A 24952-nucleotide genomic window follows, 5' to 3' on the forward strand; every position below is an offset into this window, starting at 1 on the left:
CGGGCGGGGTCGTTCCCGCACGACGCCCTCACCCGAGGATCAGCTGCACCGGGTTCCGTTCCAGCAGCAGCACCGCGACGTCGTCCGTCAGCGCGCCGCCGTTCAGCTCCTCGACCTCGGCGATGGCGCTGTCGACCAGCCGGCCGCGGGTCAGCCCGGCGGACTGGTGGTCGCCGACCAGGTCCGCCAGCCCGTCCTGCCCGAGGCGCCGCGACCCCGCCCCGACCCGGCCCTCGATCAGCCCGTCGGTGTAGAGCAACAGCCGCCAGCCGGGCCGGAGTTCGAGGCGGTGGGCGGGCCAGGCGGCCTGCCCGTCGTCGCACGGGAGGAGCCCGAGCGCGGGCCCGGCGAGGTCGGAGGGCAGCGACATCGGCTGGTGGTCCCGGCCGAGCAGGAGCGGCGCCGGGTGTCCGGCGAGATAGAGACGGGCCCGCTCGCAGGCGCCGAGCGCGTCGAGTTCGCCGCAGTCGCCGCCGGGTTCGATGACGAGCATGCAGAGCGTCGCGAAGATCTCGTCGCTGCGCCGCTCGTGTTCAAGGACGTGCTGGAGGGTGGTCAGCAGGGCCTCGCCGGTGAGGCCCGCGAAGACGAGGGTGCGCCACGCTATCCGGAGGGCGACGCCGAGCGCGGCCTCGTCGGGGCCGTGGCCGCAGACGTCGCCGATCACGACGTGGACGGTGCCGTCGTCGGTGCGGACGGCGTCGTAGAAGTCGCCGCCGAGCAGGGCGCGGCGGCGGCCGGGACGGTAGCGCCGGGTGAACGAGAGGCCGGCGCCGTCGAGCAGCGGGGTGGGCAGCAGGTGGCGCTGGAGTCGGGCGTTCTCCTGGCCGCGGAGTTCGGCCTCGACCAGGCGGCGCTGCGATTCGTCGGCACGCTTGCGCTCGACGGCGTAGCGCAGGGCGCGGGCCAGCAGCGGGCCGTCCGTCTCGTGCTTGATCAGGAAGTCCTGGGCACCGGCGGCGACGGCGGCGGCGCCCAGTTCGGCGCCGGCCGCGTCGGTGAGCACGACGACGGCGGTGTGCGGGGCGCGGCGGAGCAGTTCGTGCAGCCCTTCCAGCCCGTCCGAGGGGCCCCCAGCCTTGGCGGCTGGGCGGTGCCCCCATTCGGGGTGCGGCAGGTCGGCCGGGGCGGCGAGGTCGAGCAGGACGCAGCTGAACTCGTTGGTGCGGGAGCGCCCGCGCCGGTTTCCGTTCGGGGCGGGGGCCAGCAGGCCGGTGGCCTGGTCGAGGCCGCGGACCCAGTGGACCTCGATGGAGGCCCCGCTGTCGGCCACCGCCGCCTTGATCAGCTGGGCGTCGGAGGCGTCGTCCTCGATCACCAGGAGCTTGAGCGGCGCGGCGCCGGTGGAGGCCTCGCCGGGTGCCGGAACGTTTCCCGCCTGCGACCGGGGGTGAGGTATCGGGGGAGCGTCCGTCAGCGGGACGGCCGTGGCCGGGCGGCCGAGGGCATGGCGGGGGAGGGCGCCGTCGAGGGCGCCCGCCGGGTCCGCGGCACCAGGTGCCCGCCCGTCTCCCGTTGCGGGCATCGGTGGTTCCTCCCTTTCCCCGAGTGCGTAACGGCCGAGGTCCGTCCGCAGTGCCCGCCTGGCACCCTGCGTCGGGGAACTTCTCGCGACCATAACGTGATCTCCGGGGATTTCTCTGACCCACCGGCACCGTTGTGGTTGGTGCCACGCCGGTGGCGGTGTGGTGATCGGACTCGGACGACGGCTCGGGCCCGTTCCCGGCGGCTGCCGGGGTGGGCGGGGAGAGGGGTACACGATGGTGACACGGATCACCCTGGTCGAGGGTGACATCACGGAACAGCAGGTGGACGCCGTGGTGAACGCCGCCAACTCGTCCCTGCTGGGCGGCGGCGGGGTGGACGGTGCGATCCACCGCAAGGGCGGGCCGCAGATTCTGGAGGAGTGCCGCCGGCTGCGCGCCTCGCACTGGGGCAAGGGGCTGCCCACCGGGCGGGCGGTGGCGACGACGGCCGGGCGGCTGCCGGCCCGGTGGGTGATGCACACCGTCGGGCCGGTGTACCGGGCGGAGGAGTACGAGGAGCAGGCGGAGCTGCTGGCCTCCTGTTATCGCGAGGCGCTGCGGACGGCGGCGGAGCTGGGTGCGCGCACGGTGGCCTTCCCGGCCGTGTCGGCCGGAATCTACGGATGGCCGCCGGCCGACGCGGCCCGGATCGCGCTCTCCACCGTCGCCGAGGTGGCGGACGGCGGTGACGAACGGGCCGGGGCTGGGCTGGACGAGGTGCGGTTCGTGCTGTTCGGGGCAGAGATGTACGAGGTGTTCGAGCGGGCGTGGCAGGTGCTGCGGGAGCCGCGGGAGGCGGGCGAGGGCTGAGGCAGGGCGAACGCCGGGCGGCGGTGGTGATCGCCGTTCGGTGGCCTCCATCGTGGCGTGACGGGGCGTCAACGCGCCAGAGGAATTCGATAACTCGTTCGAGTGAAACCGGCGGGTCGCTGTCGGACCACGACCACTGCCCAGCCGGCACCGCAGAAACACGGCCCCGCGAGCACCGTAGAAGCACGGCCCCGCGAGCCCCGTCCTACGGCGCGAGCGCCGTCCAGGGCACCGTGACCTCGCCCTGCCGCCACCGGCCGCGGGCGTCCACCAGCGGCCAGTCGCCCGCCAGCGCCGTGCACGCGGCCACCCAGCGCTGCCGCGCCCCGAACGCCCCGTACGGCGCGGCGGCCGCCCAAGCCCGGTCGAAGTCGGCCAGGAACCGGTGCACCGGCCGGCCCGGCACGTTGTGGTGGATCAGCGCCTTCGGCAGCCGCTCGGCCAGGTCCGACGGCTGGCCGAGGCCGCCCAGCCGGGCCGCGAAGGTCACCGTCCGCGGCCCCTCCGGGCCGAGCGCGACCCAGACGTGCCGCCGCCCGATCTCGTCGCAGGTGCCCTCGACGAGCAGCCCGTCCGGCGCCAGCCGCGCGCAGAGCCGCTCCCACACCGCGGCGACCGCCGACTCGTCGTACTGCCGCAGCACGTTGGCGGCCCGGATCAGCTGGGCCGGCGCGCCGCCGTCCAGCGGCACCTCGAAGCCGCCGCGCCGGAAGGTGAGCAGCGGCGGCTCGGCGTACGGCAGGGCCGCGGCGACCCGCTCCGGCTCGATCTCGATCCCGACCACCCGGACGTCCGGCCGCACCGCGCGCAGCCGCCCGGCCAGTTCGACGGCCGTCCAGGGCGCGGCGCCGTAGCCGAGGTCGACCGCCACCGGCGGCCGGGCGGCGGCGCGCAGCGCGCGGCCGAGGGTGTGGGCGATCCAGCGGTCCATCCGCCGCAGCCGGTTGGTGTTGGTGGTCCCCCGGGTGACCGTCCCCACCGGCCGCCCGGTCCGCCCACGGGCGGGCGTGGTCGCGGAGTCGAAGGAGGCAGCCATGCCGAGAAGGGTACCGAGAAGGGCGCCCCCGGGGTTCGGCCACCATCTCCCACCTGCGGTGATGCCCGGCCGGCGATCCGGTCCGCCGATCCGGGAATGCCGAACATCGGCCGGGTGGTTGGCACACTGGCGGTGATGTGTGCCCGGACGGGGCAGCGCACACCGGACAGCGGGCGGGCCGTGCGCGGGCCGCCGGGAGACGGGCCGCACACGAGGAGGCTTCAGCCAGGTGATCCAGCACCCCGTCCGTTCGGTACGCCGTGCCCAGTCGGCCGCGCCCGGGCGCGGCCGGTTCCAGTCGCTCGTCACGGGCCGCCGCCGCCCGCGCCGGATAGCCATGATCAGCGTCCACACCTCGCCGCTGCACCAGCCCGGCACCGGGGATGCGGGCGGGATGAACGTCTACATCGTGGAGCTGGCCAAGCGCCTCGCCGCGCTCGACGTCGAGGTCGAGGTGTTCACCCGGGCGACCTGCTCGGACGACGCCCCCACCGTCGAGCTGGCCCCGGGCGTGCTGGTGCGGCACGTCACCGCCGGGCCGTACGAGGGCCTGATCAAGGAGGACCTGCCGGCCCAGCTGTGCGCCTTCACCCACGGCGTGCTGCGGACCGAGGCGGGCCACCGCCCCGGCCACTACGACCTGGTGCACTCGCACTACTGGCTCTCCGGGCAGGTCGGCTGGCTGGCCGCGCAGCGCTGGGGTGTGCCGCTGGTGCACACCATGCACACCATGGCGAAGGTGAAGAACGCCGCGCTGGCCGAGGGCGACACACCCGAGCCCGCGGCCCGGGTGATCGGCGAGACCCAGGTGGTCGAGGCCGCCGACCGGCTGATCGCGAACACCACCGAGGAGGCCGCCGAGCTGGCGCTGCACTACGCCGCCCGGCCGGACCAGCTCGCCGTCGTCCACCCCGGCGTCAACCTGGACGTCTTCCGCCCGGGCCGGCCGGACGTGCGGGCGGCGGCCCGTACCCGGCTGGGGCTGCCGCAGGACGCCGCCGTACTGCTCTTCGCCGGCCGAATACAGCCGCTGAAGGCGCCCGACGTGCTGCTGCGCGCCGTCGCCGAGCTGCTGGACCGTCGCCCCGGCCTGCGCGAGCGGCTGGTCGTCCCGGTGGTCGGCGGGCCGTCCGGCACCGGGCTCTCCCGGCCGGAGAGCCTGCACAAGCTCGCCGCCCAGCTGGGCATCTGCGACGTGGTCCGGTTCCACCCGCCGGTCGGGCAGGCGCAGCTCGCCGACTGGTACCAGGCCGCGACGGCCCTGGTGATGCCTTCGTACAGCGAGTCCTTCGGGCTGGTCGCCCTGGAGGCGCAGGCCTGCGGCACCCCGGTGGTGGCCGCCGCGGTCGGCGGGCTGCCGGTTGCGGTGCGGGACGGCGTGACCGGCACGCTGGTCCGCGGGCACGACCCGCGGGACTGGTCGCACGCGCTGGAGCCGTACGTCACCGACCCGGGCCTGGTCGCCCGGCAGGGTGCGGCGGCGGCCCGGCACGCGGCCGGCTTCGGCTGGGAGACCGCGGCGGCGACCACCGTCGAGGTGTACGCCGGCAGTCTGGCCCGCCCGGCGGGGCGGCTGGCCGCGGCCCGGCGGCGCCTGGCCTGACACCGCCCGGCCCGACACCGCCTGCTGCGCGCACCGGTACCGCCGAGTAACGTCACCCCCATGGCAACCCGCACCAAGGACGAGGCCCTGACCCTCCTGCGCACCGCCCTGGACGACGCCGGGGTGGCCTGGGAGCCGGCCGCCACCGACCCGTACACGCTGGTGGCGACGCTCCCGGGCACCCGCAAGCTGAGCACCGCCTGCGCCCTGCGGGTCGGCGACCACACCCTCTCGGTGAACGCCTTCGTGATCCGCCGCCCGGACGAGAACCACGAGGCCGTCTACCGCTGGCTGCTGGAGCGCAACACCCGGCTCTACGGCGTCGCCTACGCGATCGACCCGCTCGGTGACGTCTACCTGGCCGGTCGCCTGCCGCTGGCGGCGCTGACCGCGGACGCGGTGGACCGGTTGCTCGGGACGGTGCTGGCGAACGCCGACGAGCCCTTCAACACGCTGCTGGAGCTGGGCTTCGCCTCGGCGATCCGGCGCGAGTGGGAGTGGCGGACCAAGCGCGGAGAGTCCACCCGCAACCTGGCCGCCTTCTCCCACCTGGCCGCCCCGGCGGCCGAGTAGCCGGACCTCAGGAGCCCGCCGGAGCCTTCGCGGCCCCGGCGGGCTCCGACGGCCGCACCTCCTGCACCTCTGACACCTCCGGCACCACCGCTGCCGCCGCACGCGTCCGCCGGCCGAGCACCACGTGTCCGAGCGCCGCGACGCTGCCGCAGACCGCGCATGCGCCCCACAACACCGAGGGGCCGGCATGCTCCAGCAGCACACCGCCGGCCGCCGGGCCGAGGAACGAGGCGAGCGACCAGGAGAGCGAGTAGACGCCCTGGTACCGCCCGCGCGCGTGGGTCGGCGCCAGCTCGGCGACCAGGCTCATCATGGTCGGCGCGTTGAGGATCTCGCCGATCGTCCAGACCGCCACCGAGCCGGCGAAGATCCAGGCGGACGACCCGGCCAGCGACGCCAGCCCGAAGCCCCAGCCCGCGAACAGACAGCTGGCGATCAGCAGGCCGGTCCGGGAGCGGCCCTCCATCCACCGGGTGAGCGGGATCTGCAGCACCACGATCAGCACTCCGTTCAGGCCGATGACCAGCCCGTACTCGGTGGTCGTGATGCCCGCGCCGCCCATGTCGACGGCCAGGGTGGTGCTGCCCTGCTGGAAGACCAGGGCGAGCAGCAGGTTGAGCGCGACGACCACCATGAACCGGCCGTCCCGGAACACCGCGCCGAGGCCGATGGCCGGCTCCTTCGCTGCGGCCGAACCCGAACCCGAACCCGCGGCCGAACCCGAACCCGACGCATCGGCCTCCGGCTTCGTCTCCGGGATCCGGATGAAGATCACCACCGCACAGACCAGCGTGGTGAGCGCGTCCAGCAGGAAGAGCGTGAGGTAACCGTGGGTGGCGATCAGACCGGCCGCGGCGGCGGAGAGGCCGAAGCCGATGTTGATCGCCCAGTAGTTCAGCGCGTAGGCGCGGACCCGGTCCTCGGCCGGGACGAGGTCGGCGATGATCGCCGAGGTGGCCGGCCGGGAGGCGTTGTTGCAGAGGCCGACCAGGAAGGCCACCACCGCGATCGCCACCTGGCCGTCCGTGAAGCCGAGTACGGCGGTGAACAGCGCGGTGCCGAGCTGGGCCGCGACCAGGGTCGGGCGGCGCCCGATCCGGTCGGTCAGCACCCCGGCGCCGAGGGCCGCGATCGCGGAGCCGAGGCCGAACAGCGAGGCCACCAGGCCCGCGTAGGACGCCGAGTAGCCGCGATCACTGGTCAGGTACAGGGCCAAAAACGTGACCACAAATGCGCCGAGCCGGTTGATCAGCGTCGAGGTCCAGAGCCACCAGAACTGCCGTGGCAGCCCGCCCATCGTCTCCCGCAACATTCTTCGGAACCGGGGGTTGGCGAGCACGTGGAAGAGCATGTGGGGGGCTCCCGAGGGCAGGCGTCCGCCGAGCGGCAAGGGCAGGTCCGCTCAGCCGACAGGTGTAAGTGGCAATTGCGCGTGGCACACATTACACACGGTGGAAGGTCCCCACCAGCGGTTTTCCGGGCTCCACTAAGCTGGGCGCCATGGCTGACACGACGTACCGACTCATCCTCCTCCGCCACGGCGAGAGCCAGTGGAACCAGAAGAACCTGTTCACCGGTTGGGTCGACGTCGACCTCAACGAGAAGGGCGAGAAGGAGGCCGCCCGCGGTGGCGAGCTCCTGGCCGCCGAGGGTCTGCTGCCCGACGTGGTGCACACCTCGCTGCTGCGCCGCGCGATCCGCACCTCGCAGATCGCCCTGGACAAGGCCGACCGCCACTGGATCCCGGTCAGCCGCAGCTGGCGTCTGAACGAGCGGCACTACGGCGCGCTCCAGGGCAAGGACAAGGCCCAGACCCTGGCCGAGTTCGGCGAGGAGCAGTTCCAGCTCTGGCGCCGCTCCTACGACACCCCGCCGCCGGTGCTGGCCGACGACGCCGAGTACTCGCAGGCCGGCGACGCCCGCTATGCCGACATCCCGAGCGAGCTGCGTCCGCGCACCGAGTGCCTGAAGGACGTCGTCGACCGGATGCTCCCGTACTGGTACGACGCGATCGTCCCGGACCTGGCCTCCGGCAAGACCGTCCTGGTCACCGCCCACGGCAACAGCCTGCGCGCGCTGGTCAAGCACCTCGACGGCATCTCCGACGCGGACATCGCCGGCCTGAACATCCCGACCGGCATCCCGCTGGTGTACGAGCTCGACGCCGACTTCAAGCCCGTCGCCAAGGGTGGCCGCTACCTCGACGCGGAGGCCGCCGCCGCCGCCATCGAGGCGGTCAAGAATCAGGGCAAGAAGTAAGCCCGAACGCACGTAGGCCCCGTCGCCCGGCTCGCCGGGCGGCGGGGCCTTCTGCTGTTCAGTAACCGCCCAACCGGCCTGCTCGGCAAGGGAGTTCGGCGCCCCGAAAGTGGTTCAGACCATTGACGGGCATGGGTGGGCGCTCCTACGGTGTGGGCATCGGGCTGGCGCAGGCATGCCAAGGACCCCGGTCCGGCCGCGCACCCCCACGCGCGCGTCTGCGCCCGGCGCACTCCATCCACCCCCACGGAGGAGCACCATGCGCAAACGTCATCTCGTCGGGGCGGCCGTCGCCGCGCTGGCGATCCCGCTCACCTTCGCGCTGCCGGCGCAGTCCCACGGCTACATCTCGACGCCCCCCAGCCGGGCCGCGCTCTGCGGCGCCGGCGCGGTCCAGGACTGCGGCGAGATCCAGTGGGAGCCGCAGAGCGTCGAGGGGCCGAAGGGCTTCCCGGGCGGCGGTCCGGCCGACGGCACCATCTGCGCCGGCGGCAACGGGCGCTTCGCCGAGCTGGACGACCCGCGCGGCGGCACCTGGCCCACCACGCCGGTGGCGGCCGGGCAGGACCTCACGTTCACGTGGACGTTCACCGCGCGGCACGCGACCACGGGCTTCACGTACTACCTGACCAAGCAGGGCTACGACCCGAGCCGCCCGGTCACCCGGGCCGATCTGGACCTGACGCCGTTCCTGACCGTCCCCTACGACGGCTCCCAGGTGCCCAGCACGGTCAGCCACACCGCGACCCTGCCGAGCGGGCGCACCGGCCACCAGGTGGTCGTGTCGGTCTGGGAGATCGCGGACACCGGCAACGCCTTCTACTCCTGCACCGACGTCCAGTTCTGACAGCTCGGACAGATCTGGCAGTACTGGCGGCTCGGACAGTTCGGACAGTTCTGACAGGACTGAAAGTTCCGAGAACCGTGGTGCCCGGCCGCCGTCACGAGCGGCCGGGCACCACGGCGATGCCTCAGTGGCCGCCGCAGCAGCCGCCGTCCGCGCCGCCACACTGGCAGGGCGCGCCGGACTGGCAGCCGCAGCCGCAGCCCGGGCCGCAGCCGCACCCGGCCGCGAGGACGGGCAGCAGCTTCGGGGTGGGCGGCTCGACGGTGTCGTGTGCCGGCGCCGGTCGGGTCGGGTTGGCCTTCATCGTGCTGAACCCTCCTTGTGACGGGCACACTTCCGGTGCCTACAGCTTCGAGTGAACCTGCCGTTCGGAGGGAGCGTCAACAGGCGTGCAGTGGTGGGACGTTCGGAGAACCGTGCGCCCGCACCACCCTCGTCCGAGGTTTACTCACCCTTCGGGGTGAGCGCAGCGCCGGGTCACGGAGGCTCACTCCGCGGCCGCGGCCTCCGAGGAGGCGATGAAGTCCGCGACGTGCTCACCCGTCACCAGGTACACGACGCGCTTGGCGACCGACACGGCGTGGTCCGCGAAGCGCTCGTAGTAGCGGCCGACCAGGGTGATGTCGACGGCGGTCTCGATGCCGTGGTCCCAGCGGTCGTCGATCAGGTGCGACAGCAGCTCGCGGTGGAGCGTGTCGATGGCGTCGTCGTCCTGCTCCATCTCCAGGGCCTTGTCGACGTCCTTGGTGGCGATCACCAGGCCGGCCTTGGCCACCAGGCGCTGGGCGAGCTGGCCCATCTCCAGCACGGTGGACTGCAGGTCGCTCGGCACCGCCGACTCGGGGTAGCGCATCCGGGCGACCTTGGCGACGTGCCGGGCGAGGTCGCCGCAGCGCTCCAGGTCGGAGCTCATCCGCAGCGAGGTGACGACGATGCGCAGGTCGGTGGCGACCGGCTGCTGGCGGGCGAGCAGGTCGATCGCGCGGTTCTCCAGCTCGTGGTGGAGGTCGTTGATCTTCTCGTCGGCGGCGATCACGCTCTCCGCCAGCGCCAGGTCCGCGTCGAGGAGTGCGGTGGTCGCCCGGCCCAGGGCCGAGCCGACCAGCCGGGCCATCTCGATCAGGCTGTCGCCGATCGCATCGAGTTCCTCGTGGTACGCGTCGCGCATGCTCTCTCCTCAGTAGCTGTGTCGGTGGCGGTGCCGACCGGTCATCCCGTCCGACCGTCTGCACGTCGTACGTATGACCGCTGCTGGTGCGCGAATGGTACGCGCACCCCGGGGCGGCGGCTGCGGGTTCGGCACGCCGCCCACTCCCACACGGGCTGCGTGGCCAACTTTCCGTCGCCAGGGCGACCACGCACGACCCGTGCGGTGAATCGGCAGCTACGTGAAGGTGAATTCTCGGCAACGCCAGGCCGATGCCTTCATCCGACCCTTGGGGAAGGCCCAGGCCATGCGCTTACGCTGGCCACATGGACGTGAACGTGGCCGCCGCCGCTGCCTGCGCCATAGCCGGGCTCGGCGTCGGCCTCACGGCCTCCATCGCCTTCCGCTGGAGTGAGCGCGAGCAGGCCAAGGGCAGGTACAGCGGCACCAACGGCAGGAACTACGGACGGCACCAGAATCTGGGCGCAGTCGCCCAGGAACCCCCGCTGCCGCCGGGGGTCGACACCGTGCTCTCCGTGCTGCGCTCCTGCGCGATCGTGCTCGGCGAGGCCGACGAGGTCGTCAAGGCCAGCTCGGCGGCCTACGCGATGGGCCTGGTGCGCGGCGGCGCGGTCGCCGTCGACCAGATGCTCGCGCTGGCCCGCGCCACCCGCCGGGACGGCGAGATCCGCCAGGTCGAGCTGGATGTGCCGCGCCCCGGCGCGGCCCGCGCGGCCGAGCCGCTCGCGGTCTCGGTCCGGGTCGCCCCGCTGGGCTCCCGGCTGGTCCTGGTGCTGGTCGAGGACCAGACCGAGCGCCGCCGGGTGGAGGCCGTCCGCCGGGACTTCGTGGCCAACGTCAGCCACGAGCTCAAGACCCCGGTCGGCGCCCTGTCGCTGCTCTCGGAGGCGGTCGCGGACGCGGCCGACGACCCGGAGGCGGTCCAGCGCTTCGCCGGCCGGATGCAGATCGAGGCGACCAGGCTGGCCAGCCTGGTCCAGGAGATCATCGACCTCTCCCGGGTCCAGGACGACCGGCTGATGGTCGACCCGGAGCCGGTCGCGGTGGACGAGCTGATCGCCGAGGCGATCGACCGCTGCCGCCAGCAGGCCGCCGCCAAGCAGATCCTGATCGCCGCCGGCGGCATCGCCGGCCTCTATCTGCACGGCAACCGCGGCCAGCTCGCCGCCGCGCTCGGCAACCTGGTCGAGAACGCCGTGAACTACAGCCCGCCCCGCACCCGGGTGGCGATCGCCACCCGCCGGATCTCCAGCGCCGCCGCGCTCGGGGAGGCGGACGGCGAGCTGATCGAGATCTCGGTCACCGACCAGGGCATCGGCATCTCCGAGAAGGACCGCGAGCGGGTCTTCGAGCGCTTCTACCGCGTCGACCCGGCCCGCTCCCGGGCCACCGGCGGAACCGGCCTCGGCCTCTCCATCGTCAAGCACGTGGCCGCCTCGCACGGCGGCACCGTCTCGGTGTGGAGCGTCGAGGGCCAGGGCTCGACCTTCACCGTCCGCCTGCCCGCCGGACAGGCACCCGCCGACGACGAGCCCGACGTCGACGAGCCGGACATCGACGAGCCCGACGTCGACGCCGCTGAGCCCGCCACAGCACCCCGAACCCACATCACGGACCGTACGGACCGTACGGACCGTACGGACCGGTCGCTCCCCGCCGGGGAGCGGGAAGCACCCCTGTCAAAGACAACCCAGCTTGCCCCGGAGGCCTGATCGTGACCCGAGTACTGGTGGTCGAGGACGAGGAGTCGTTCAGCGACGCCCTCTCGTACATGCTCCGCAAGGAGGGCTTCGAGGTGGCCGTGGCCGCCACCGGCCCCGACGCGCTGGAGCAGTTCGAACGCAACGGTGCCGACCTCGTCCTGCTCGACCTGATGCTGCCGGGCCTGCCGGGCACCGAGGTCTGCCGCCAGCTCCGGGTGCGCTCCAGCGTCCCGGTGATCATGGTGACCGCCAAGGACAGCGAGATCGACAAGGTCGTCGGTCTGGAGATAGGCGCGGACGACTACGTCACCAAGCCCTACTCCACCCGTGAGCTGGTCGCCCGGATCCGCGCGGTGCTGCGGCGCCGCGGCGAGGACGGCGGCGCCGGCGACAACGGCGGCGGCCCGGGCGCCCTGGAGGCCGGCCCGGTCCGGATGGACGTGGACCGGCACGTGGTGACGGTGGACGGCGCCAAGGTCGACCTGCCGCTGAAGGAGTTCGACCTGCTGGAGATGCTGCTGCGCAACGCGGGCCGGGTGCTCACCCGGATGCAGCTGATCGACCGGGTCTGGGGCGCGGACTACGTCGGTGACACCAAGACCCTGGACGTCCACGTGAAGCGCCTGCGCGCGAAGATCGAGCCGGACCCGGGCGCCCCGCGCTACCTGGTCACGGTCCGCGGCCTGGGCTACAAGTTCGAGCCGTAAACCGCGAAGGACACGCGGAAGGCCCCCTCCGGCAGTTGCCGAAGGGGGCCTTCGCGGTTGCGCCTGCCGGGCCTGGCGGGCCCGGCAGACGCTCTGTGGTGCGTCAGTGGGTGCCGGCGGACGGCGTGGCCGCACCGGACGGCGTGGCGGCACCGGTGGCGCCGGCAACCGGGGTCGCCGGGGCGGTGGTGCCCGCCGGGGTGGCGGCACCGGTGGCGCCCGCCGCCGGGGTGGTGGCGCCCGGGGTGGTGGCCGCCGGGGAGGCGCTCTTGGTGGGCACGGCGATCGGGGTCGGGGTCGGGCCGAAGCCCTTGAACAGGCCCTTGTCCGGGCTCACGCCGGCCTGCACGTCGACCTTCTGGCCGTCCTTGAAGGAAAAGGTGGTCGGCACGACGCCGCCGACCTTGACGCCCACGGAGGCGATCTTGGCGGACGGGTTGCCGTCGCCGCCGATCAGCACGGCGCTGCCGGCCGGGACGACGATGCTGCTGAGCGGGGCGCCCGCGGCGTCGGCGAAGGTGGCGGTGCCGCCGCTGCCGACGGCGATGGACTGCAGCTCGACCGCGTCGGCCCCGGTGTTGGCGATGTTCACCGTCACGTTGGCCGGGCCGGTGCTGTCGCCCGAGGTGTCGGTTCCGGTGACGACGACGATGTTGTTCAGTCGGACGTTCGTGCCGAGCGTCGCCGCAGCGGTGTCCGGCTTGATCTGCAGGGTGTCCGGCTGGGTGCCGGCCGCGCAGGAGGACAGCGAGGCGATGGCGAGGGCGGCAAGGGCGGCGATGCTGCCGCGTCGAAGGCTGCGGCTCACGGCGGCGGCTTCTCCTAGGTCACGTGTCGGTTGGTCAGGTCTCGGATCGGTAGGTCAGGACTCAGATTATCGACCTCACTTATGCGCTCCTCACGGGGTGGTCCCCGTGTCGCACTCCCGGGGTCGACCGGGGGTCCGTCCGGCCGCACTCCTGACGTGTCCGGGCCACGCGAAGGACAAGCTTCGACCAAGATCGAATAACGATGCGGATACGGCCCGATAAACGGTGAAAACTCAAGATCCAATCACGGTTTCGGGACTGCTGTGCAAGGTTTCGCCGGGCGCCGGAACCGCCTCCGACCTGCGGGAAGCCTCTCTCGAACACCGGTCGCAGCACGTCATGGGGGTCCTTGTCAAGCCCCGAGACCTGCCCTGACCTGCGAAAACGCCCTTCGGGTGCGCCGAAAAGCGTGTTATTCTGGAAAGCCACGGAAGGGGTCCTGTCACATGACGTTCAAGGTTGGCGACACGGTGGTCTACCCCCATCACGGGGCCGCGCTGATCGAGGCCATCGAAATTCGCCAGATCAAAGGTGTGGACAAGACCTACCTGGTGCTCAAGGTGCAGCAGGGAGACCTGACGCTCCGCGTGCCCGCCGAGAACGCGGAGTTCGTCGGCGTGCGCGATGTAGTCGGCCAGGAAGGTCTGGACCGGGTCTTCGAGGTGCTGCGCGCACCGTACACCGAAGAACCGACCAACTGGTCCCGTCGCTACAAGGCGAACCTGGAGAAGCTCGCCTCGGGTGACGTTATCAAGGTCGCCGAGGTTGTGCGCGACCTCTGGCGCCGCGAGCGCGAGCGCGGCCTCTCGGCCGGCGAGAAGCGGATGCTCGCCAAGGCGCGCCAGATCCTCGTCAGCGAGCTTGCGCTGGCCGAGAACACCAACGAGGACAAGGCGGAGACGCTGCTCGACGAGGTCCTCGCCTCGTAGTGCAGTCGGGCTGCCGCCCATCGCTCACAGCGCCCGGTGCCGGCGCGCCGCTCCCTGGAGGAATCCTCCGGGAGTGGTGCAGTGGCACTTCGGGCGCTGAGGCGTGTCCGGACGACACCTCCCGCCCGAGCCGGTCCAGGCCTGCAAGACCGTTTCTGCGGAACTCTGGGGGCCAGGGACCGGTGGTTCTTCGGAAGGGGTCCGTGCGCCCGTCGTGCACGCCATGGCCATACCCACTTCCCCGAAGGAGTGAAACCTGAACGCGTCAGCAGCAGTCGCAGCAGCAGTGGTGCCCGCCGCCGGACGCGGTGAGCGGCTGGGGCCCGGCGCCCCGAAGGCCCTGCGGGAACTGGGCGGCGTGCCGCTCCTGGTGCACGCCGTCCGGGCGCTGGCCCGCAGCCGGGCGGTCGGCCTGGTCGTGGTGGCCGCGCCGGCCGACGGGGTCGCCGAGGTGGTCGCCCTGCTGGACAGCCACGGGTTGGACGGCAAGGACATCCGCGTGGTGGCCGGCGGCGCGACCCGGCAGGAGTCGGTCCGGCTCGGCCTGGCCGCCATCCCGGCCGACGTGGAGATCGTCCTGGTGCACGACGCGGCCCGTCCGCTCGTCCCGGTCGAGGTGGTGGACGCCGTCGCGGCCGCCGTCCGGGCCGGGGCCGAGGCGGTGGTGCCGGCGGTGCCGCTGGCCGACACCGTGAAGCGGGTCGAGCCGAACCCGGGCCGCCCCGAGCCGGTCCTCGACACGCCCGACCGGTCCACCCTGCGCGCGGTGCAGACCCCGCAGGGCTTCCGCCGGGCGACCCTCGTCGAGGTGCACGCCAAGGCGCTGGCCGAGGAGGCCGCCGGCGGTACCGGCGCACCGCCGGTCACCGACGACGCCGGTCTGGTCGAGCGCTTCGGCGGCAAGGTCGTCGTGGTGCCCGGCCACGAGGAGGCGTTCAAGGTCACCCGTCCGCTGGACCTCGTGCTCGCCGAGGCCGTACTCGCCCGCCGGAGGGCCGCCGATGCCTACTGATCCGCTGCCTGCTGATCCGATGTCGACTGATCCGCTGCCTGCCGATCCGCTGCCCACTGGCCCGATCATCCCCCGCGTCGGGGTCGGCACCGACGTGCACGCCTTCGAGGCCGGGCGCCCGCTCTGGGTGGCCGGACTGGAGTGGCCGGACGCCGAGTTCGGGCTCTCCGGGCACTCGGACGCCGACGTGGCCGCGCACGCCGCGTGCGACGCGCTGTTCTCGGCGGCCGGAATCGGCGACCTGGGCGCGCACTTCGGCACCGACCGCCCGGAGTGGGCCGGTGCGTCCGGGGTGAAGCTGCTCGGCGAGGCGGCCCGGCTGGTGCGCGAGGAGGGCTTCGAGATCGGCAACATCGCGGTCCAGGTGATCGGCGTGCGCCCGAAGATCGGCAAGCGGCGGGCCGAGGCGCAGGCCGCGCTGTCGGCCGCGGCCGGCGCGCCGGTGTCGGTCTCCGGCACCACCACCGACGGCCTGGGCCTCACCGGCCGGGCCGAGGGGCTGGCGGCGATCGCCACCGCCCTGGTGTACGAACGGCGTTGACACCGGACCACTCGGTCGGTCGCTCGGTCGGTCGGGAATAACCCGCGGCTGACGAGTGTTCAACAGGCTTCGCGAGGGCCCGAGTCGATAGTGTTCGGCGCGGGCCCACGCAGACTGTCCTCCGCTGGGTCCGTACCCACGCTGACGAGAAGAGGTTCCCGATGAGCGCCCAACTCTCCGACCGTGCCAAGGCCCTGATCGACGGCAAGAGCTTCGCCGTGGTCTCCACGATCCAGCCCGACGGCAGCCCTCAGTCCTCGGTGGTCTGGGTCAAGCGGGACGGCGAGGACATCCTGTTCTCCACCGTCGAGGGGCGCCGCAAGCACCTCAACCTGGTCAAGGACCCGCGCATCACGCTCGTGGTCAACCCTCCGGAGAGCCCGTACGAGTACTTCGAGGTGCGCGGCGAGGTCAGTCTGACCACCGAGGGCGGCCGTGAGCTGATCAACGAGCTCGCGCTCAAGTACCGCGGCGAGGAGGTCTACAACTGGGACGGCCCGGAGGACGTCCGCGTCGTCGTGCGAATCACCCCGCGCAAGGTGGTCGGCAGCATCTGACCGTCGTCGGGCCTGCCATTCCCCGGGAATGTCGCGGGGCACCCCCTCGTGCCCACTACGCTTGACGCTGTGAGCATTCGCCTGTACGACACCAGCACCCGCCAGGTACGCGACTTCGTCCCGCTTGTACCGGGTTGTGTCTCGATCTACCTGTGCGGCGCTACCGTCCAGTCGGCGCCACACATCGGGCACATCCGGTCCGGGCTCAACTTCGACATCATGCAGCGGTGGTTCGCCCACCGCGGCTACCAGGTGACGTTCGCCCGGAACGTGACCGACATCGACGACAAGGTCATCGCCAAGGAACGCCAGCTCGGTACGCCGTGGTGGCAGATCGCCTACGAGAACGAGCGCGCGTTCAACGACGGTTACGACGCGCTCGGCTGCCTGCCGCCGACCGTCGAGCCGCGGGCCACCGGGCACATCCCCGAGATGATCGAGATGATGCAGGGGCTCATCGCGAAGGGGCACGCCTACGCGGCCGACGGCAACGTCTACTTCGACGTGAAGTCGTACCCGGACTATCTCGCGCTCTCCAACCAGAAGCTGGCCGACCTGCGCCAGCCCGAGGGCGAGGGCGAGACCGGCAAGCGGGACCCGCGCGACTTCGCGATGTGGAAGGCCGCCAGGCCGGGCGAGCCGAGCTGGGACACCCCGTGGGGCCGTGGCCGCCCCGGCTGGCACCTGGAGTGCTCGGCGATGGCCCACAAGTACCTCGGCCCGGCTTTCGACGTGCACGGCGGCGGGCTCGACCTGATCTTCCCGCACCACGAGAACGAGATCGCCCAGTCCAAGGCCTACGGCGACGACTTCGCCAAGTTCTGGGTGCACAACGCCTGGGTCACCATGGCCGGCGAGAAGATGAGCAAGTCGCTCGGCAACTCGGTGCTGGTCTCCGAGATGGTCCAGCGCTGGCGGCCGATCGTGCTGCGCTACTACCTGGCAGCCCCGCACTACCGCTCGATGATCGAGTACAGCGAGGAGTCGCTGCGCGAGGCCGAGGCCGGCTTCGGCCGGATCGAGGGCTTCATCCAGCGCACCGTCGAGCGCTGCGGCCCGGTCGACGCGGCGCCCGAGGTGCCGCCGGCCTTCGCCGAGGCGATGGACGACGACCTGGGTGTGCCGCAGGCGCTGGCCGTCGTGCACACCGCCGTCCGCCAGGGCAACAGCGCCCTGAACGCGGACGACAAGGAGAACGCGGTGGCGCGATTGGCCGAGGTCCGTGCGATGCTCGGAGTGCTGGGTCTCGACCCGCTCGACCCGCACTGGGCCGGGACGGAGCGCGGCGACGACCTGCACGGTGTGGTCGACTCGCTGGTCCGCCTGGTCCTGGACCAGCGGCAGGCCGCCCGCGAACGCAAGGACTTCGCCACCGCGGATGCCATCCGCGACCAGCTCGGCCTGGCCGGGCTGGCGATCGAGGACACCCCGTCCGGCCCGCGCTGGACGATCAACAGCCAGTAACCCCATCTGACGATCGGGGTGAGGGTGGGCCGTACCGGACCGGTGCGGCCCTCCCGCATGACGTAGCGCATGCCATCGGCCGCCGCCGCCAGAGCGGGGCGGCCGGGCATGCCGGACAGACAGGAAGTACAGCCATGGCCGGCAACAGTGCACGCAGGAACCGCCGCAACCCCGGATCGAAGAAGGGCGCGTCTGTCGGTACCGGCGGCCACAGCCGGAAGGCGCTCCAGGGCAAGGGCCCGACCCCGCCCGGCGAGGCGCGCAAGGGCCACCCGAAGCAGCGCGCCGCCAACGCCGCGGTCAAGCGCGAGCGGGACGCCAAGGCTCGCGCCGGCATGCGCCGCGCCGGGGCCGGCCGCGGCGGCCGGGGCGGGGCGGGCAGCGCCGAGCTGGTCTTCGGCCGCAACTCGGTGGTCGAGGCCCTGCAGGGCGACGTGCCGGCCAACGCGCTGTACGTCATGCAGTTCATCGACACCGACGACCGGGTCCGCGACGCCTTCCAGGCCGCCAACGACCGCGGCATCCCGCTGATGGAGGCCCCGCGCGCGCAGCTGGACCAGATGACCGGCGGGCTCAACCACCAGGGCCTGGTGCTCCAGGTGCCGCCGTACGAGTACGCGCACCCCGAGGACCTCCTGGTCGATGCCTCCGACGCCGGGCAGGACGCGCTGATCATCGCGCTGGACGGTGTCACCGACTCGCGCAACCTCGGTGCCGTGGTCCGCTCCGCCGCCGCCTTCGGCGCGCACGGCGTGGTCATCCCCGAGCGCCGCGCGGCCGGTATGACCGCCGGTGCCTGGAAGACCTCCTCGGGCGCCGCGGCCCGGCTGCCCGTCGCCCGCGCCACCAACCTGACCCGCACCCTGGAGGCCTACCAGAAGGCCGGTCTGATGGTGGTCGGCCTGGCCGCCGACGGCGAGGCCGAGCTGGGCGACCTGGACCTGCTGACCGGCCCGGTGGTGATCGTCGCGGGCAGCGAGGGCAAGGGCCTGTCCCGGCTGGTCTCGGAGACCTGCGACATGCGGGTGCGGATCCCGATGTCGGGCCTGACCGAGTCGCTGAACGCCGGTGTCGCGGCGGGCATCGTGCTGTACGAGGCCGCGCGGCTGCGCGCCAAGCGCTGAGGCGCGGGAGCGGCAGCTGCTCGGTAGCCGAAGCGGCTCGGTAGCGAGAGCACAGGTAGTGGCCGGGGCGCAGGAGATCTTCTGAATTCTCCGCAATCCGGGTGAAAAGCGATCGGGCCCGACCGGGTCCGATCGCTTTTCTCATGATCATTTCAAGTGGGCGCCGGATATCCACTCGGGAGAGTGTCCTAAGCGGCCGTCACCCGGTTAGACGGGCGTGGACACCAGAACACCTCGGCGCCCCCTGTTCGGCGACGGCAGCACCGGGATAGACGCGGGCCCCGGCCTCAACACCGTCAAGGTGCCGTCGGACCCTTCGCGCCTCAGCAGCACCCAGGCGAGCTTCCGGCTCCGGCTCGGCGGCCCGGTCGCGCCGCTGATCGAGGCCCCGGCCGGACTGCTGTCCACCGGTGCCGCGTTCGGCGACCCGTACGCGAGCCAGGGCCTGATCCGCCGTCCGCTGGTCACCCCGCAGGTCGTCGTGCCCGCCTCCGCCGTCCCGGCGATGGCGGGGGCCGCCGGGGCCGGCGGGCCGCGCCGCAAGGGCCGGGTCACCGCCGTCACCTGGACCGGCCAGGCGCCCCCCGGGGACCTCGCGGCCACCCGGCTCCTGGAGGCCGTCCGGCTGACCGGTCCTCCCTCGGGAGGCGGTGGCGTCGGCCTGGCCGAGGCGGACACCCAGGTGATCCCGTCCCTCGCGGGCGCCCGGACCGTCCCCCGCCAGCCGCGTGAGGGCGCCGGCTCCGCGACCGACGCGGGCGTCGGCCCGGTCGGCGCGCCGCAGGGCTGGACCCCGAGCGGCGAGCTGCCCGAGGTCTCCGCCGCCGACGCCGACGGCAAGCAGCCCTGGTACCCCGGCCGCCGCGTCGACCTCGGCCTGGTGCTGCTGCCGCTGCGCGCCGTCCTCGGCTCGCTGGCCGTCTACGCCGGGTTCAGCAAGCTCTGCGACCCGGTGTACTTCGACGGCGGCGAGCGCGGCTCGATGATGCGCTGGCTGGCCTCGCTGCACCCCTGGAAGGTCGCCGAGCCGCTGCTGGCCTTCGCCATGGCGCACCCGGTGGGCTCCGGCCTGGTGGTGTCGTTCACCGAGATCGTGGTCGGGGTGCTGACCATCCTCGGCCTCTGGCAGCGGCTCGCGGCCGGTGCGGCGATGTTGCTCTCCGCCGCCCTGCTGTTCACCGTCAGCTGGCGGGCCGTGCCGGTCTACGACACCCCCGACCTGATCTTCCTCGCCGCGTGGAGCCCGCTGCTGATCGCGGGGGCGCCGTTCGCCTCACTGGACGGGCGGCTCAACCTGGAGGCCTGGCGGCGGTACGGCACGGGCGCGCCCGGGGCCCTGCGCCGCCGGGTGCTGCGGCGGGGCACCGTGGTGACCACGCTCGTCGTCGGCCTGACCCTGCTGCTCGGCTCGATGCTCGGTGCGGCGGTCCGCACCAGCGCCCGGCCGCACCAGGCGCCGGGCCGGCCGGCCTCCGACTACGGCACGCCGGTCTGGCCGAGCGGCTCGCCGTCCGGCGCCGCGGGCGGGCAGGGCACGTCCACCACGCCCGCGCCCGCCGCGTCCCGTCCGTCCTCCGCGACGGCCAGCCCGACCGCCCCGCCGTCCTCCGCCCCCGCCTCCCGCCCGGCCACCCCGACGCCGAGCGGCAAGCACTCCACCAAGGCGGAGAACGGGACGAGTTCGGCTCCGGGAGCGGCCCCCTCGGCCGCCGCGCCGCCGGCCGGCTCCACGCCCGCCCAGCGCTCCACCCCGGCCCCCGCGGGCTCGGGGACGGCGTCCAAGTCGAGCCCCAGTGGCTCCGGTTCGGGCTCCGGCCTGCTGGGCGGGGTGCTCGGCAGCGGGCCGTTGGCCGATCTGTCCGGCGGCGGCCACTCGACCCGTCCGGGGGCGCCGACGTCAACCTGACGGATGGGAACGGCAGTCGGCCGGGTGCTCCGTGGGGGAGCACCCGGCCGACTGCTGTTTCGACCGGCCGGGGTGGCTACTGCGGGGCGCGGCCGACGCCGGCGGCGAGCTCCTTGGCCGCCTCCGTGAGGTCCTTCGCGGTGTCGATTGCGCGCCAGTACACGCCCTGCGGCAGCTGGTAACCCGCCAGCCGCTTGCCGCGGGCGAGTTGGGGGAAGGTGGTGCGCTCGTGGTCGCCGACGTCCGGCAGCAGCTCGGCGAACTCCGGGCTGAACACGTACAGCCCCGCGTTGATGAGGAACGGCGAGGGCGGCGCCTCGATGAAGTCCAGCACGTTGCCGAACTGGTCGGTCTCCACCGCGCCCCACGGGATCCGCGGCCGGGCCAGCGCGAGCGTCGCGACGGCGTCCCGCTCGTGGTGGAAGGCGGCCATGTCGCGCAGGCTGAAGCGGGTCCAGATGTCGCCGTTGGTGGCGTACCAGGGCTCGTCCGGGCGGGGCAGCGCCTTGGCCGCGTACTTGAGCCCACCGCCGCGCCCGAGCGGCTCGGCCTCGACCACCGTGCGGACGCGCAGCGGCAGGTCCGCCTTGTCCAGCCACTCCTCCAGCACGTCGGCGAGGTGCCCGCACGAGACCACCACGTCGGCGACGCCCTCGGAGGCGAGCCAGGCCAGCTGGTGGCCGAGGATCGGCGTGCCCGTGCCCGGGATCTCGACCAGCGGCTTCGGGCGGTCGTCCGTGTAGGGCCGCAGCCGGGAGCCCTGGCCACCGGCCAGGATGACGGCCTGGGTGACGGGCGTCGTGGTCGGCCGGGGCGGGTGGAGCTGCTGGAGGTGCTGCGGTTGCTGCGGGGACGTGAGGTCGGCGGTGGGGCCGGAGTCAGCGGTCATGCCTGAACAATAGGCGCGTGCGGACCGGGTATGGAGGGGGCCTTCGGCGCCTTCGGGGCTTGCGGCCTTTGAGGTTCTTGAGGTCCTTGGGGCCGTCAGCCCGCGATGCCCGCCGCGAACGAGCCGTCGCAGACCGGGCGGGCGAAGGAGCGGGCCCGTTGGACGTCGCCCTGGTACTTCTTCACCGTCGCCTTGCCCAGCTCGGTGGCGAGCGAGGTGCAGTACGGCGTCAGCGACGGCTGCTCGCGCATCGAGCGCTCCAGCAGGTCCAGCGCGGCGGCCGGGCTGTGCGCGCGCAGCTCGTCCAGCAGCGCGACCCGTAGCGCCTCCTGCGGCGCCAGCCCGTCCGGCGCCTTGTCGGTGGCACCCGGGGACCGTCCGATGCCGGCGCCGTCGCCGGTGGAGGCTGCCACGACCTGCTGGTTGAGGTTGGTCGGCGGGGCCCACGGCACCCGGGTCACGGCGAGGGTGCCGGTGGTCACCAGGACCACGGGCAGGGTGAGGGCGACGGTCTGGCCGATTCGGCGAACTAGCTGCTTCACGCTCAGGAGCGTAGCGGTGGGTGCGGGCCGGATCGCCCTCCGTTACACCATCGAGTGACGCCGTGTCCGGGTTCGTCCCTGCGCCGTGTTGACGCGGGGGTGTACGGACGGAGCCCGCCGGACCGGGTGCGGTCCGACGGGCTCCGTGTGGCGACTTGTGCAGCGCTCTGTGAGGCGCCTCGCGCAGCGCCTCGTGCGGCGCTTTGAGTGGTGCTGCCGTCAGCTGCTGAGGCGGGCGCCCGAGCTGGTGGAGAACACGTGGGCCTCGTTCGCGATCGGCACGACGTGGATCGTCTCGCCGCGGGCCGGGATCTGGCGGCCGTGCACGCGGACCACCAGGTCGCGGTCCTCGCCGCCGATCTTGGTGGTGCCGTAGACGAAGCCGTCCGAGCCGAGCTCCTCGACCACGTTGACGGTCACCGCGACGCCCTCGATGCCGCCCGCCGGGACGATCTCGAAGTGCTCCGGGCGGATGCCGACCGTCACCGACTTGTCGCTGCCGGCGCCGGCCAGGTCCTCGCGGGAGACGTTGACGACCGAGCCGCCGAACTTCACGCCGCCGTCCACCAGCGGCACCTCGACCAGGTTCATCGCCGGCGAGCCGATGAAGCCGGCCACGAACAGGTTGGCGGGCTTGTCGTACATGTTGCGCGGGGTGTCGACCTGCTGCAGCACGCCGCCCTTCAGCACCGCGACCCGGTCGCCCATGGTGAGCGCCTCGGTCTGGTCGTGGGTCACGTACACCGTGGTGATGCCCAGACGGCGCTGCAGGCCGGCGATCTGGGTACGGGTCGAGACGCGGAGCTTGGCGTCCAGGTTCGACAGCGGCTCGTCCATCAGGAAGACCTGCGGCTGGCGCACGATCGCGCGGCCCATCGCGACCCGCTGGCGCTGACCGCCGGAGAGCGCCTTCGGCTTGCGGTCCAGGTACTCCGTGAGGTCGAGGATCTTCGCGGCCTCCTCGACCTTCGTGCGGATCTCCGCCTTGTTCACGCCGGCGATCTTGAGCGCGAAGCCCATGTTCTCGGCGACGGTCATGTGCGGGTACAGCGCGTAGTTCTGGAACACCATGGCGATGTCCCGGTCCTTCGGCGGCAGATGCGTGACGTCCCGGTCGCCGATCCGGATCGCGCCGCTGTTGACGTCCTCCAGACCAGCCAGCATGCGCAGGCTGGTCGACTTGCCGCAGCCCGAGGGGCCGACCAGCACGAGGAACTCGCCGTCCGCGATCTCCAGGTCCAGCGCGTCCACCGAGGGCTTGTCCGCCCCGGGGTAGACGCGGGTCGCCTGGTCGTACGTGACAGAAGCCATGGTCGTTGCTCTCCTTCACCGGCAGGAACGTGCCGGACGATCCGAGTAAAGGGGTGTCGTTGGTCTCCGCCGGCCCGCCTTGTGCTCCGAACTGGTCTGAACCACTGCACGAACCGGCTCCCGGCGACGCTACCTGCGCTTCCCCCGCTTGTCAGCCCCCGTCCCGCCCGATTTCCGCATCGTTTCCATCACGCCCACCCCGCCCCACCAACCACCGGATATCCCCCCACCCCGCCACGTCGGCCCGGTAGACTGCCCCCGGTGCCGCCGTGATCCCTTGCGGACGGCCACCGTGCCTCCTTAGCTCAGCTGGCCAGAGCACCGCTCTTGTAAAGCGGGGGTCGTCGGTTCGAACCCGACAGGGGGCTCCGTCGTCAACCCCAGGTCAGGCTTCTGACCTGGGGTTCTGTTCAGGGCCGCCGCGGCTGTGTGCGCACGGCGTGCATGGTGTTCATGAGCGGGTTCAGTCCTCCGCCCGATGGGTGATGAGCGCCTCGGTTTGGTCTCCCAGGAACTCGTACCACCGCCGCTGCAGGCAGACGTATCGCGTATCCGCTTCGACGAGGCTGAGGAAGGCCGATACGGTTTCGGTCAGACGTTGCTGCAGCCCGGAGTCGGCCAGCTGTCCGTCCTCGGTGAACGCCTCGTAGGCAGTGGCCAGGCTGAACATGTCCGGATAGACGCGGGTGCCGAGGTGCTCCAGGGGGACCCTCAGTGCCCACAGCCCGCGGTTGCCTCCGACCAGGGACGGGGAGGCGGAGACAAGCATCGCGTGCTTGGTCTTGAACGGCTGCGGTTGGACACGCGAGACCCAGTCGATCGCGTTCTTCAGCACGCCCGGCACGGAGCCGTTGTACTCGGGGGAGGAGATCACGAAGGCGTCGCACCGCTCCAGCCGGTCGCGCAGCGCGAGGGCGCCGGCCGGCAGCCCGGCGCTGGCCTCTACGTCGCCGTCGTACAGAGGCATCCCGAACTCGCGCATGGTGGCGAGGTCGACGGTGGCACCGCTGCCGGCGATCAACCGGGCCACGAGGGAGGCGAGGCGGCCGTTGATTGACTCGGTCCGCAGTGCGGCGCCGAAGACAAGCACCCGCAGCGGACCAGGGTGGCCGCGGTCCGTGGGCATGGGTACGTCCTATCGTCATCTGCGCATGCGCCCGGTCGGGGCGCCACACGGACCACTGTGGTCCCGGTAGGGCTGCCGTGCGACCGGACCTGGGCCTTTCGGAGGCAGGCGGCCGTGGCAGGGCCGGTCGCGTCACGGGGAGTCTGCGTGAATCCGGCATTGGGCGTAACTGATATCGATACATATAAGCGGACTTAACGCCCTCTTGAGGTCGGAACTACACGTCGGAGTCCCTGCCCATCTCTCATGTGGTCGGCCGTGGCCCAGCCGACGATGCGGCGGGAGAAGAGGTCAAGGACGACGGCGAGGTAGAGCCGGCCCTCGTCGGTGGGCACGTGGGTGATGTCGGCCGTCCATCGCAGGTTCGGGACGCTCGCGGTGAAGTCGTGGCTGATCAGGTCGGGGGTGGTCGTGGCCTGCCGGTCTGCCGGCGGGAGGGGCCGCGGCCGCGCCACACGTAGTAGCCCTGTCGTGACACACCCAGCAAACTACGACGGCTCATCAGTCAGT

General features: G+C 72.6%; 24 protein-coding genes, 1 tRNA gene and 1 pseudogene. 15 read left to right on the forward strand and 11 right to left on the reverse strand.

Annotated features, from left to right (window positions below):
• Positions 1-28: 28 nt before the first annotated feature.
• Positions 29-1525, reverse strand: coding sequence for a PP2C family protein-serine/threonine phosphatase (locus tag KV557_RS08075; RefSeq protein WP_218199064.1), 1497 nt, complete (start codon positions 1523-1525; stop codon positions 29-31).
• A gap of 235 nt (positions 1526-1760) precedes the next feature.
• Here KV557_RS08075 and KV557_RS08080 point away from each other — a divergent pair, with 235 nt between their 5' ends.
• Positions 1761-2336, forward strand: a complete 576-nt coding sequence (locus KV557_RS08080) for an O-acetyl-ADP-ribose deacetylase (protein WP_218199065.1) — start codon at positions 1761-1763, stop codon at positions 2334-2336.
• Positions 2337-2541: 205 nt separating this feature from the next.
• On the opposite strand, the gene KV557_RS08085 is transcribed toward KV557_RS08080, so the two are convergent.
• On the reverse strand, positions 2542-3372 hold the full coding sequence (locus KV557_RS08085; RefSeq protein WP_218199066.1) for a class I SAM-dependent methyltransferase: 831 nt from the start codon (positions 3370-3372) through the stop codon (positions 2542-2544).
• A 232-nt stretch (positions 3373-3604) separates the two neighbouring features.
• Between KV557_RS08085 and mshA the strand changes: the two genes are divergently transcribed.
• Positions 3605-4975, forward strand: coding sequence for a D-inositol-3-phosphate glycosyltransferase (mshA, locus tag KV557_RS08090; protein WP_374106603.1), 1371 nt, complete (start codon positions 3605-3607; stop codon positions 4973-4975).
• A 60-nt stretch (positions 4976-5035) separates the two neighbouring features.
• A complete protein-coding gene (locus KV557_RS08095; RefSeq protein WP_218199067.1) occupies positions 5036-5548 on the forward strand; it encodes a YbjN domain-containing protein in 513 nt (170 codons plus the stop codon).
• A 7-nt stretch (positions 5549-5555) separates the two neighbouring features.
• Here KV557_RS08095 and KV557_RS08100 read toward each other — a convergent pair whose 3' ends face one another.
• Positions 5556-6899 (reverse strand): MDR family MFS transporter, encoded by a 1344-nt coding sequence (locus KV557_RS08100; protein ID WP_218199068.1) that lies wholly within the window; start codon positions 6897-6899, stop codon positions 5556-5558.
• Positions 6900-7048: 149 nt separating this feature from the next.
• Here KV557_RS08100 and KV557_RS08105 point away from each other — a divergent pair, with 149 nt between their 5' ends.
• Together KV557_RS08105 and KV557_RS08110 are read left to right on the forward strand one after the other, a co-directional pair.
• On the forward strand, positions 7049-7807 hold the full coding sequence (locus KV557_RS08105; protein ID WP_218199069.1) for a phosphoglyceromutase: 759 nt from the start codon (positions 7049-7051) through the stop codon (positions 7805-7807).
• Positions 7808-8066: 259 nt separating this feature from the next.
• Positions 8067-8654, forward strand: coding sequence for a lytic polysaccharide monooxygenase auxiliary activity family 9 protein (locus KV557_RS08110; protein WP_218199070.1), 588 nt, complete (start codon positions 8067-8069; stop codon positions 8652-8654).
• A gap of 124 nt (positions 8655-8778) precedes the next feature.
• Here the strand turns inward: KV557_RS08110 and KV557_RS08115 are convergent, their stop codons facing one another.
• Both KV557_RS08115 and phoU read right to left on the reverse strand, forming a co-directional pair.
• The gene (locus KV557_RS08115; RefSeq protein ID WP_218199071.1) at positions 8779-8958 is read right to left on the reverse strand and encodes a hypothetical protein; all 180 of its coding nucleotides are present in this window, start codon (positions 8956-8958) and stop codon (positions 8779-8781) included.
• Between the two features lie 183 nt (positions 8959-9141).
• A complete protein-coding gene (phoU, locus tag KV557_RS08120) occupies positions 9142-9822 on the reverse strand; it encodes a phosphate signaling complex protein PhoU (RefSeq protein ID WP_218199072.1) in 681 nt (226 codons plus the stop codon).
• 305 nt (positions 9823-10127) lie between these two features.
• Here phoU and KV557_RS08125 point away from each other — a divergent pair, with 305 nt between their 5' ends.
• Together KV557_RS08125 and KV557_RS08130 are read left to right on the forward strand one after the other, a co-directional pair.
• Positions 10128-11534 carry a sensor histidine kinase gene (locus KV557_RS08125; RefSeq protein WP_218199073.1) on the forward strand — a complete coding sequence of 469 codons (1407 nt, stop codon included), beginning with the start codon at positions 10128-10130 and terminating at the stop codon, positions 11532-11534.
• 2 nt (positions 11535-11536) lie between these two features.
• Positions 11537-12232, forward strand: a complete 696-nt coding sequence (locus tag KV557_RS08130; protein ID WP_218199074.1) for a response regulator transcription factor — start codon at positions 11537-11539, stop codon at positions 12230-12232.
• A 103-nt stretch (positions 12233-12335) separates the two neighbouring features.
• Here KV557_RS08130 and KV557_RS08135 read toward each other — a convergent pair whose 3' ends face one another.
• A complete protein-coding gene (locus tag KV557_RS08135; RefSeq protein WP_218199075.1) occupies positions 12336-13040 on the reverse strand; it encodes a DUF461 domain-containing protein in 705 nt (234 codons plus the stop codon).
• A 447-nt stretch (positions 13041-13487) separates the two neighbouring features.
• On the opposite strand from KV557_RS08135, the gene KV557_RS08140 reads away from it, so the two are divergent.
• The 7 genes from KV557_RS08140 (at position 13488) to KV557_RS42365 (ending at position 20574) form a co-directional block, all read left to right on the forward strand.
• Positions 13488-13970: a CarD family transcriptional regulator gene (locus KV557_RS08140; protein ID WP_030244332.1), complete on the forward strand. Its 483-nt coding sequence runs from the start codon at positions 13488-13490 to the stop codon at positions 13968-13970.
• Positions 13971-14226: 256 nt separating this feature from the next.
• Positions 14227-14982, forward strand: a complete 756-nt coding sequence (ispD, locus tag KV557_RS08145) for a 2-C-methyl-D-erythritol 4-phosphate cytidylyltransferase (protein WP_256177118.1) — start codon at positions 14227-14229, stop codon at positions 14980-14982.
• Between the two features lie 19 nt (positions 14983-15001).
• Positions 15002-15523: a 2-C-methyl-D-erythritol 2,4-cyclodiphosphate synthase gene (gene ispF, locus KV557_RS08150; protein WP_218199077.1), complete on the forward strand. Its 522-nt coding sequence runs from the start codon at positions 15002-15004 to the stop codon at positions 15521-15523.
• Positions 15524-15684: 161 nt separating this feature from the next.
• The gene (locus tag KV557_RS08155) at positions 15685-16080 is read left to right on the forward strand and encodes a PPOX class F420-dependent oxidoreductase (protein ID WP_218199078.1); all 396 of its coding nucleotides are present in this window, start codon (positions 15685-15687) and stop codon (positions 16078-16080) included.
• A 69-nt stretch (positions 16081-16149) separates the two neighbouring features.
• Entirely contained in the window at positions 16150-17544 is a 1395-nt protein-coding gene (cysS, locus tag KV557_RS08160; RefSeq protein WP_218199079.1) for a cysteine--tRNA ligase, read from the forward strand.
• Positions 17545-17678: 134 nt separating this feature from the next.
• Positions 17679-18668, forward strand: a complete 990-nt coding sequence (gene rlmB / locus KV557_RS08165; RefSeq protein ID WP_218199080.1) for a 23S rRNA (guanosine(2251)-2'-O)-methyltransferase RlmB — start codon at positions 17679-17681, stop codon at positions 18666-18668.
• Between the two features lie 217 nt (positions 18669-18885).
• On the forward strand, positions 18886-20574 hold the full coding sequence (locus tag KV557_RS42365) for a DoxX family membrane protein (RefSeq protein ID WP_308129805.1): 1689 nt from the start codon (positions 18886-18888) through the stop codon (positions 20572-20574).
• Positions 20575-20650: 76 nt separating this feature from the next.
• On the opposite strand, the gene KV557_RS08175 is transcribed toward KV557_RS42365, so the two are convergent.
• From KV557_RS08175 to KV557_RS08185, 3 genes are all read right to left on the reverse strand, one after another.
• Positions 20651-21463: a nucleotidyltransferase family protein gene (locus KV557_RS08175; protein WP_218199081.1), complete on the reverse strand. Its 813-nt coding sequence runs from the start codon at positions 21461-21463 to the stop codon at positions 20651-20653.
• A 95-nt stretch (positions 21464-21558) separates the two neighbouring features.
• Entirely contained in the window at positions 21559-22005 is a 447-nt protein-coding gene (locus KV557_RS08180) for a hypothetical protein (protein WP_218199082.1), read from the reverse strand.
• Between the two features lie 219 nt (positions 22006-22224).
• Positions 22225-23316: an ABC transporter ATP-binding protein gene (locus KV557_RS08185; protein WP_218199083.1), complete on the reverse strand. Its 1092-nt coding sequence runs from the start codon at positions 23314-23316 to the stop codon at positions 22225-22227.
• Between the two features lie 294 nt (positions 23317-23610).
• On the opposite strand from KV557_RS08185, the gene KV557_RS08190 reads away from it, so the two are divergent.
• Positions 23611-23684 (forward strand) — tRNA-Thr (locus KV557_RS08190).
• Between the two features lie 95 nt (positions 23685-23779).
• Here KV557_RS08190 and KV557_RS08195 read toward each other — a convergent pair.
• Together KV557_RS08195 and KV557_RS08200 are read right to left on the reverse strand one after the other, a co-directional pair.
• Positions 23780-24442 (reverse strand): NADPH-dependent FMN reductase, encoded by a 663-nt coding sequence (locus tag KV557_RS08195; protein WP_218199084.1) that lies wholly within the window; start codon positions 24440-24442, stop codon positions 23780-23782.
• A gap of 242 nt (positions 24443-24684) precedes the next feature.
• Positions 24685-24798, reverse strand: a pseudogene (locus KV557_RS08200) (DDE-type integrase/transposase/recombinase); the annotation flags it as partial.
• Positions 24799-24952 lie beyond the last annotated feature (154 nt).

This window comes from Kitasatospora aureofaciens (genome assembly GCF_019192735.1).
In the GTDB taxonomy this organism is placed as follows: domain Bacteria; phylum Actinomycetota; class Actinomycetes; order Streptomycetales; family Streptomycetaceae; genus Kitasatospora; species Kitasatospora aureofaciens_A.

Excerpts from the sequence above, each read along its gene's own strand:
- KV557_RS08125 (WP_218199073.1), top strand. The coding sequence starts at position 10,128 with ATGGACGTGAACGTGGCCGCCGCCGCTGCCTGCGCCATAGCCGGGCTC.
- KV557_RS08185 (WP_218199083.1), bottom strand. The coding sequence starts at position 23,316 with ATGGCTTCTGTCACGTACGACCAGGCGACCCGCGTCTACCCCGGGGCG.
- KV557_RS08140 (WP_030244332.1), top strand. The coding sequence starts at position 13,488 with ATGACGTTCAAGGTTGGCGACACGGTGGTCTACCCCCATCACGGGGCC.
- KV557_RS08115 (WP_218199071.1), bottom strand. The coding sequence starts at position 8,958 with ATGAAGGCCAACCCGACCCGACCGGCGCCGGCACACGACACCGTCGAG.
- KV557_RS08175 (WP_218199081.1), bottom strand. The coding sequence starts at position 21,463 with ATGACCGCTGACTCCGGCCCCACCGCCGACCTCACGTCCCCGCAGCAA.
- KV557_RS08100 (WP_218199068.1), bottom strand. The coding sequence starts at position 6,899 with ATGCTCTTCCACGTGCTCGCCAACCCCCGGTTCCGAAGAATGTTGCGG.
- ispF (WP_218199077.1), top strand. The coding sequence starts at position 15,002 with ATGTCGACTGATCCGCTGCCTGCCGATCCGCTGCCCACTGGCCCGATC.
- KV557_RS08080 (WP_218199065.1), top strand. The coding sequence starts at position 1,761 with ATGGTGACACGGATCACCCTGGTCGAGGGTGACATCACGGAACAGCAG.
- KV557_RS08075 (WP_218199064.1), bottom strand. The coding sequence starts at position 1,525 with ATGCCCGCAACGGGAGACGGGCGGGCACCTGGTGCCGCGGACCCGGCG.
- phoU (WP_218199072.1), bottom strand. The coding sequence starts at position 9,822 with ATGCGCGACGCGTACCACGAGGAACTCGATGCGATCGGCGACAGCCTG.
- KV557_RS08195 (WP_218199084.1), bottom strand. The coding sequence starts at position 24,442 with ATGCCCACGGACCGCGGCCACCCTGGTCCGCTGCGGGTGCTTGTCTTC.
- KV557_RS08110 (WP_218199070.1), top strand. The coding sequence starts at position 8,067 with ATGCGCAAACGTCATCTCGTCGGGGCGGCCGTCGCCGCGCTGGCGATC.
- KV557_RS08085 (WP_218199066.1), bottom strand. The coding sequence starts at position 3,372 with ATGGCTGCCTCCTTCGACTCCGCGACCACGCCCGCCCGTGGGCGGACC.
- KV557_RS08105 (WP_218199069.1), top strand. The coding sequence starts at position 7,049 with ATGGCTGACACGACGTACCGACTCATCCTCCTCCGCCACGGCGAGAGC.
- KV557_RS08155 (WP_218199078.1), top strand. The coding sequence starts at position 15,685 with ATGAGCGCCCAACTCTCCGACCGTGCCAAGGCCCTGATCGACGGCAAG.
- KV557_RS08095 (WP_218199067.1), top strand. The coding sequence starts at position 5,036 with ATGGCAACCCGCACCAAGGACGAGGCCCTGACCCTCCTGCGCACCGCC.
- rlmB (WP_218199080.1), top strand. The coding sequence starts at position 17,679 with ATGGCCGGCAACAGTGCACGCAGGAACCGCCGCAACCCCGGATCGAAG.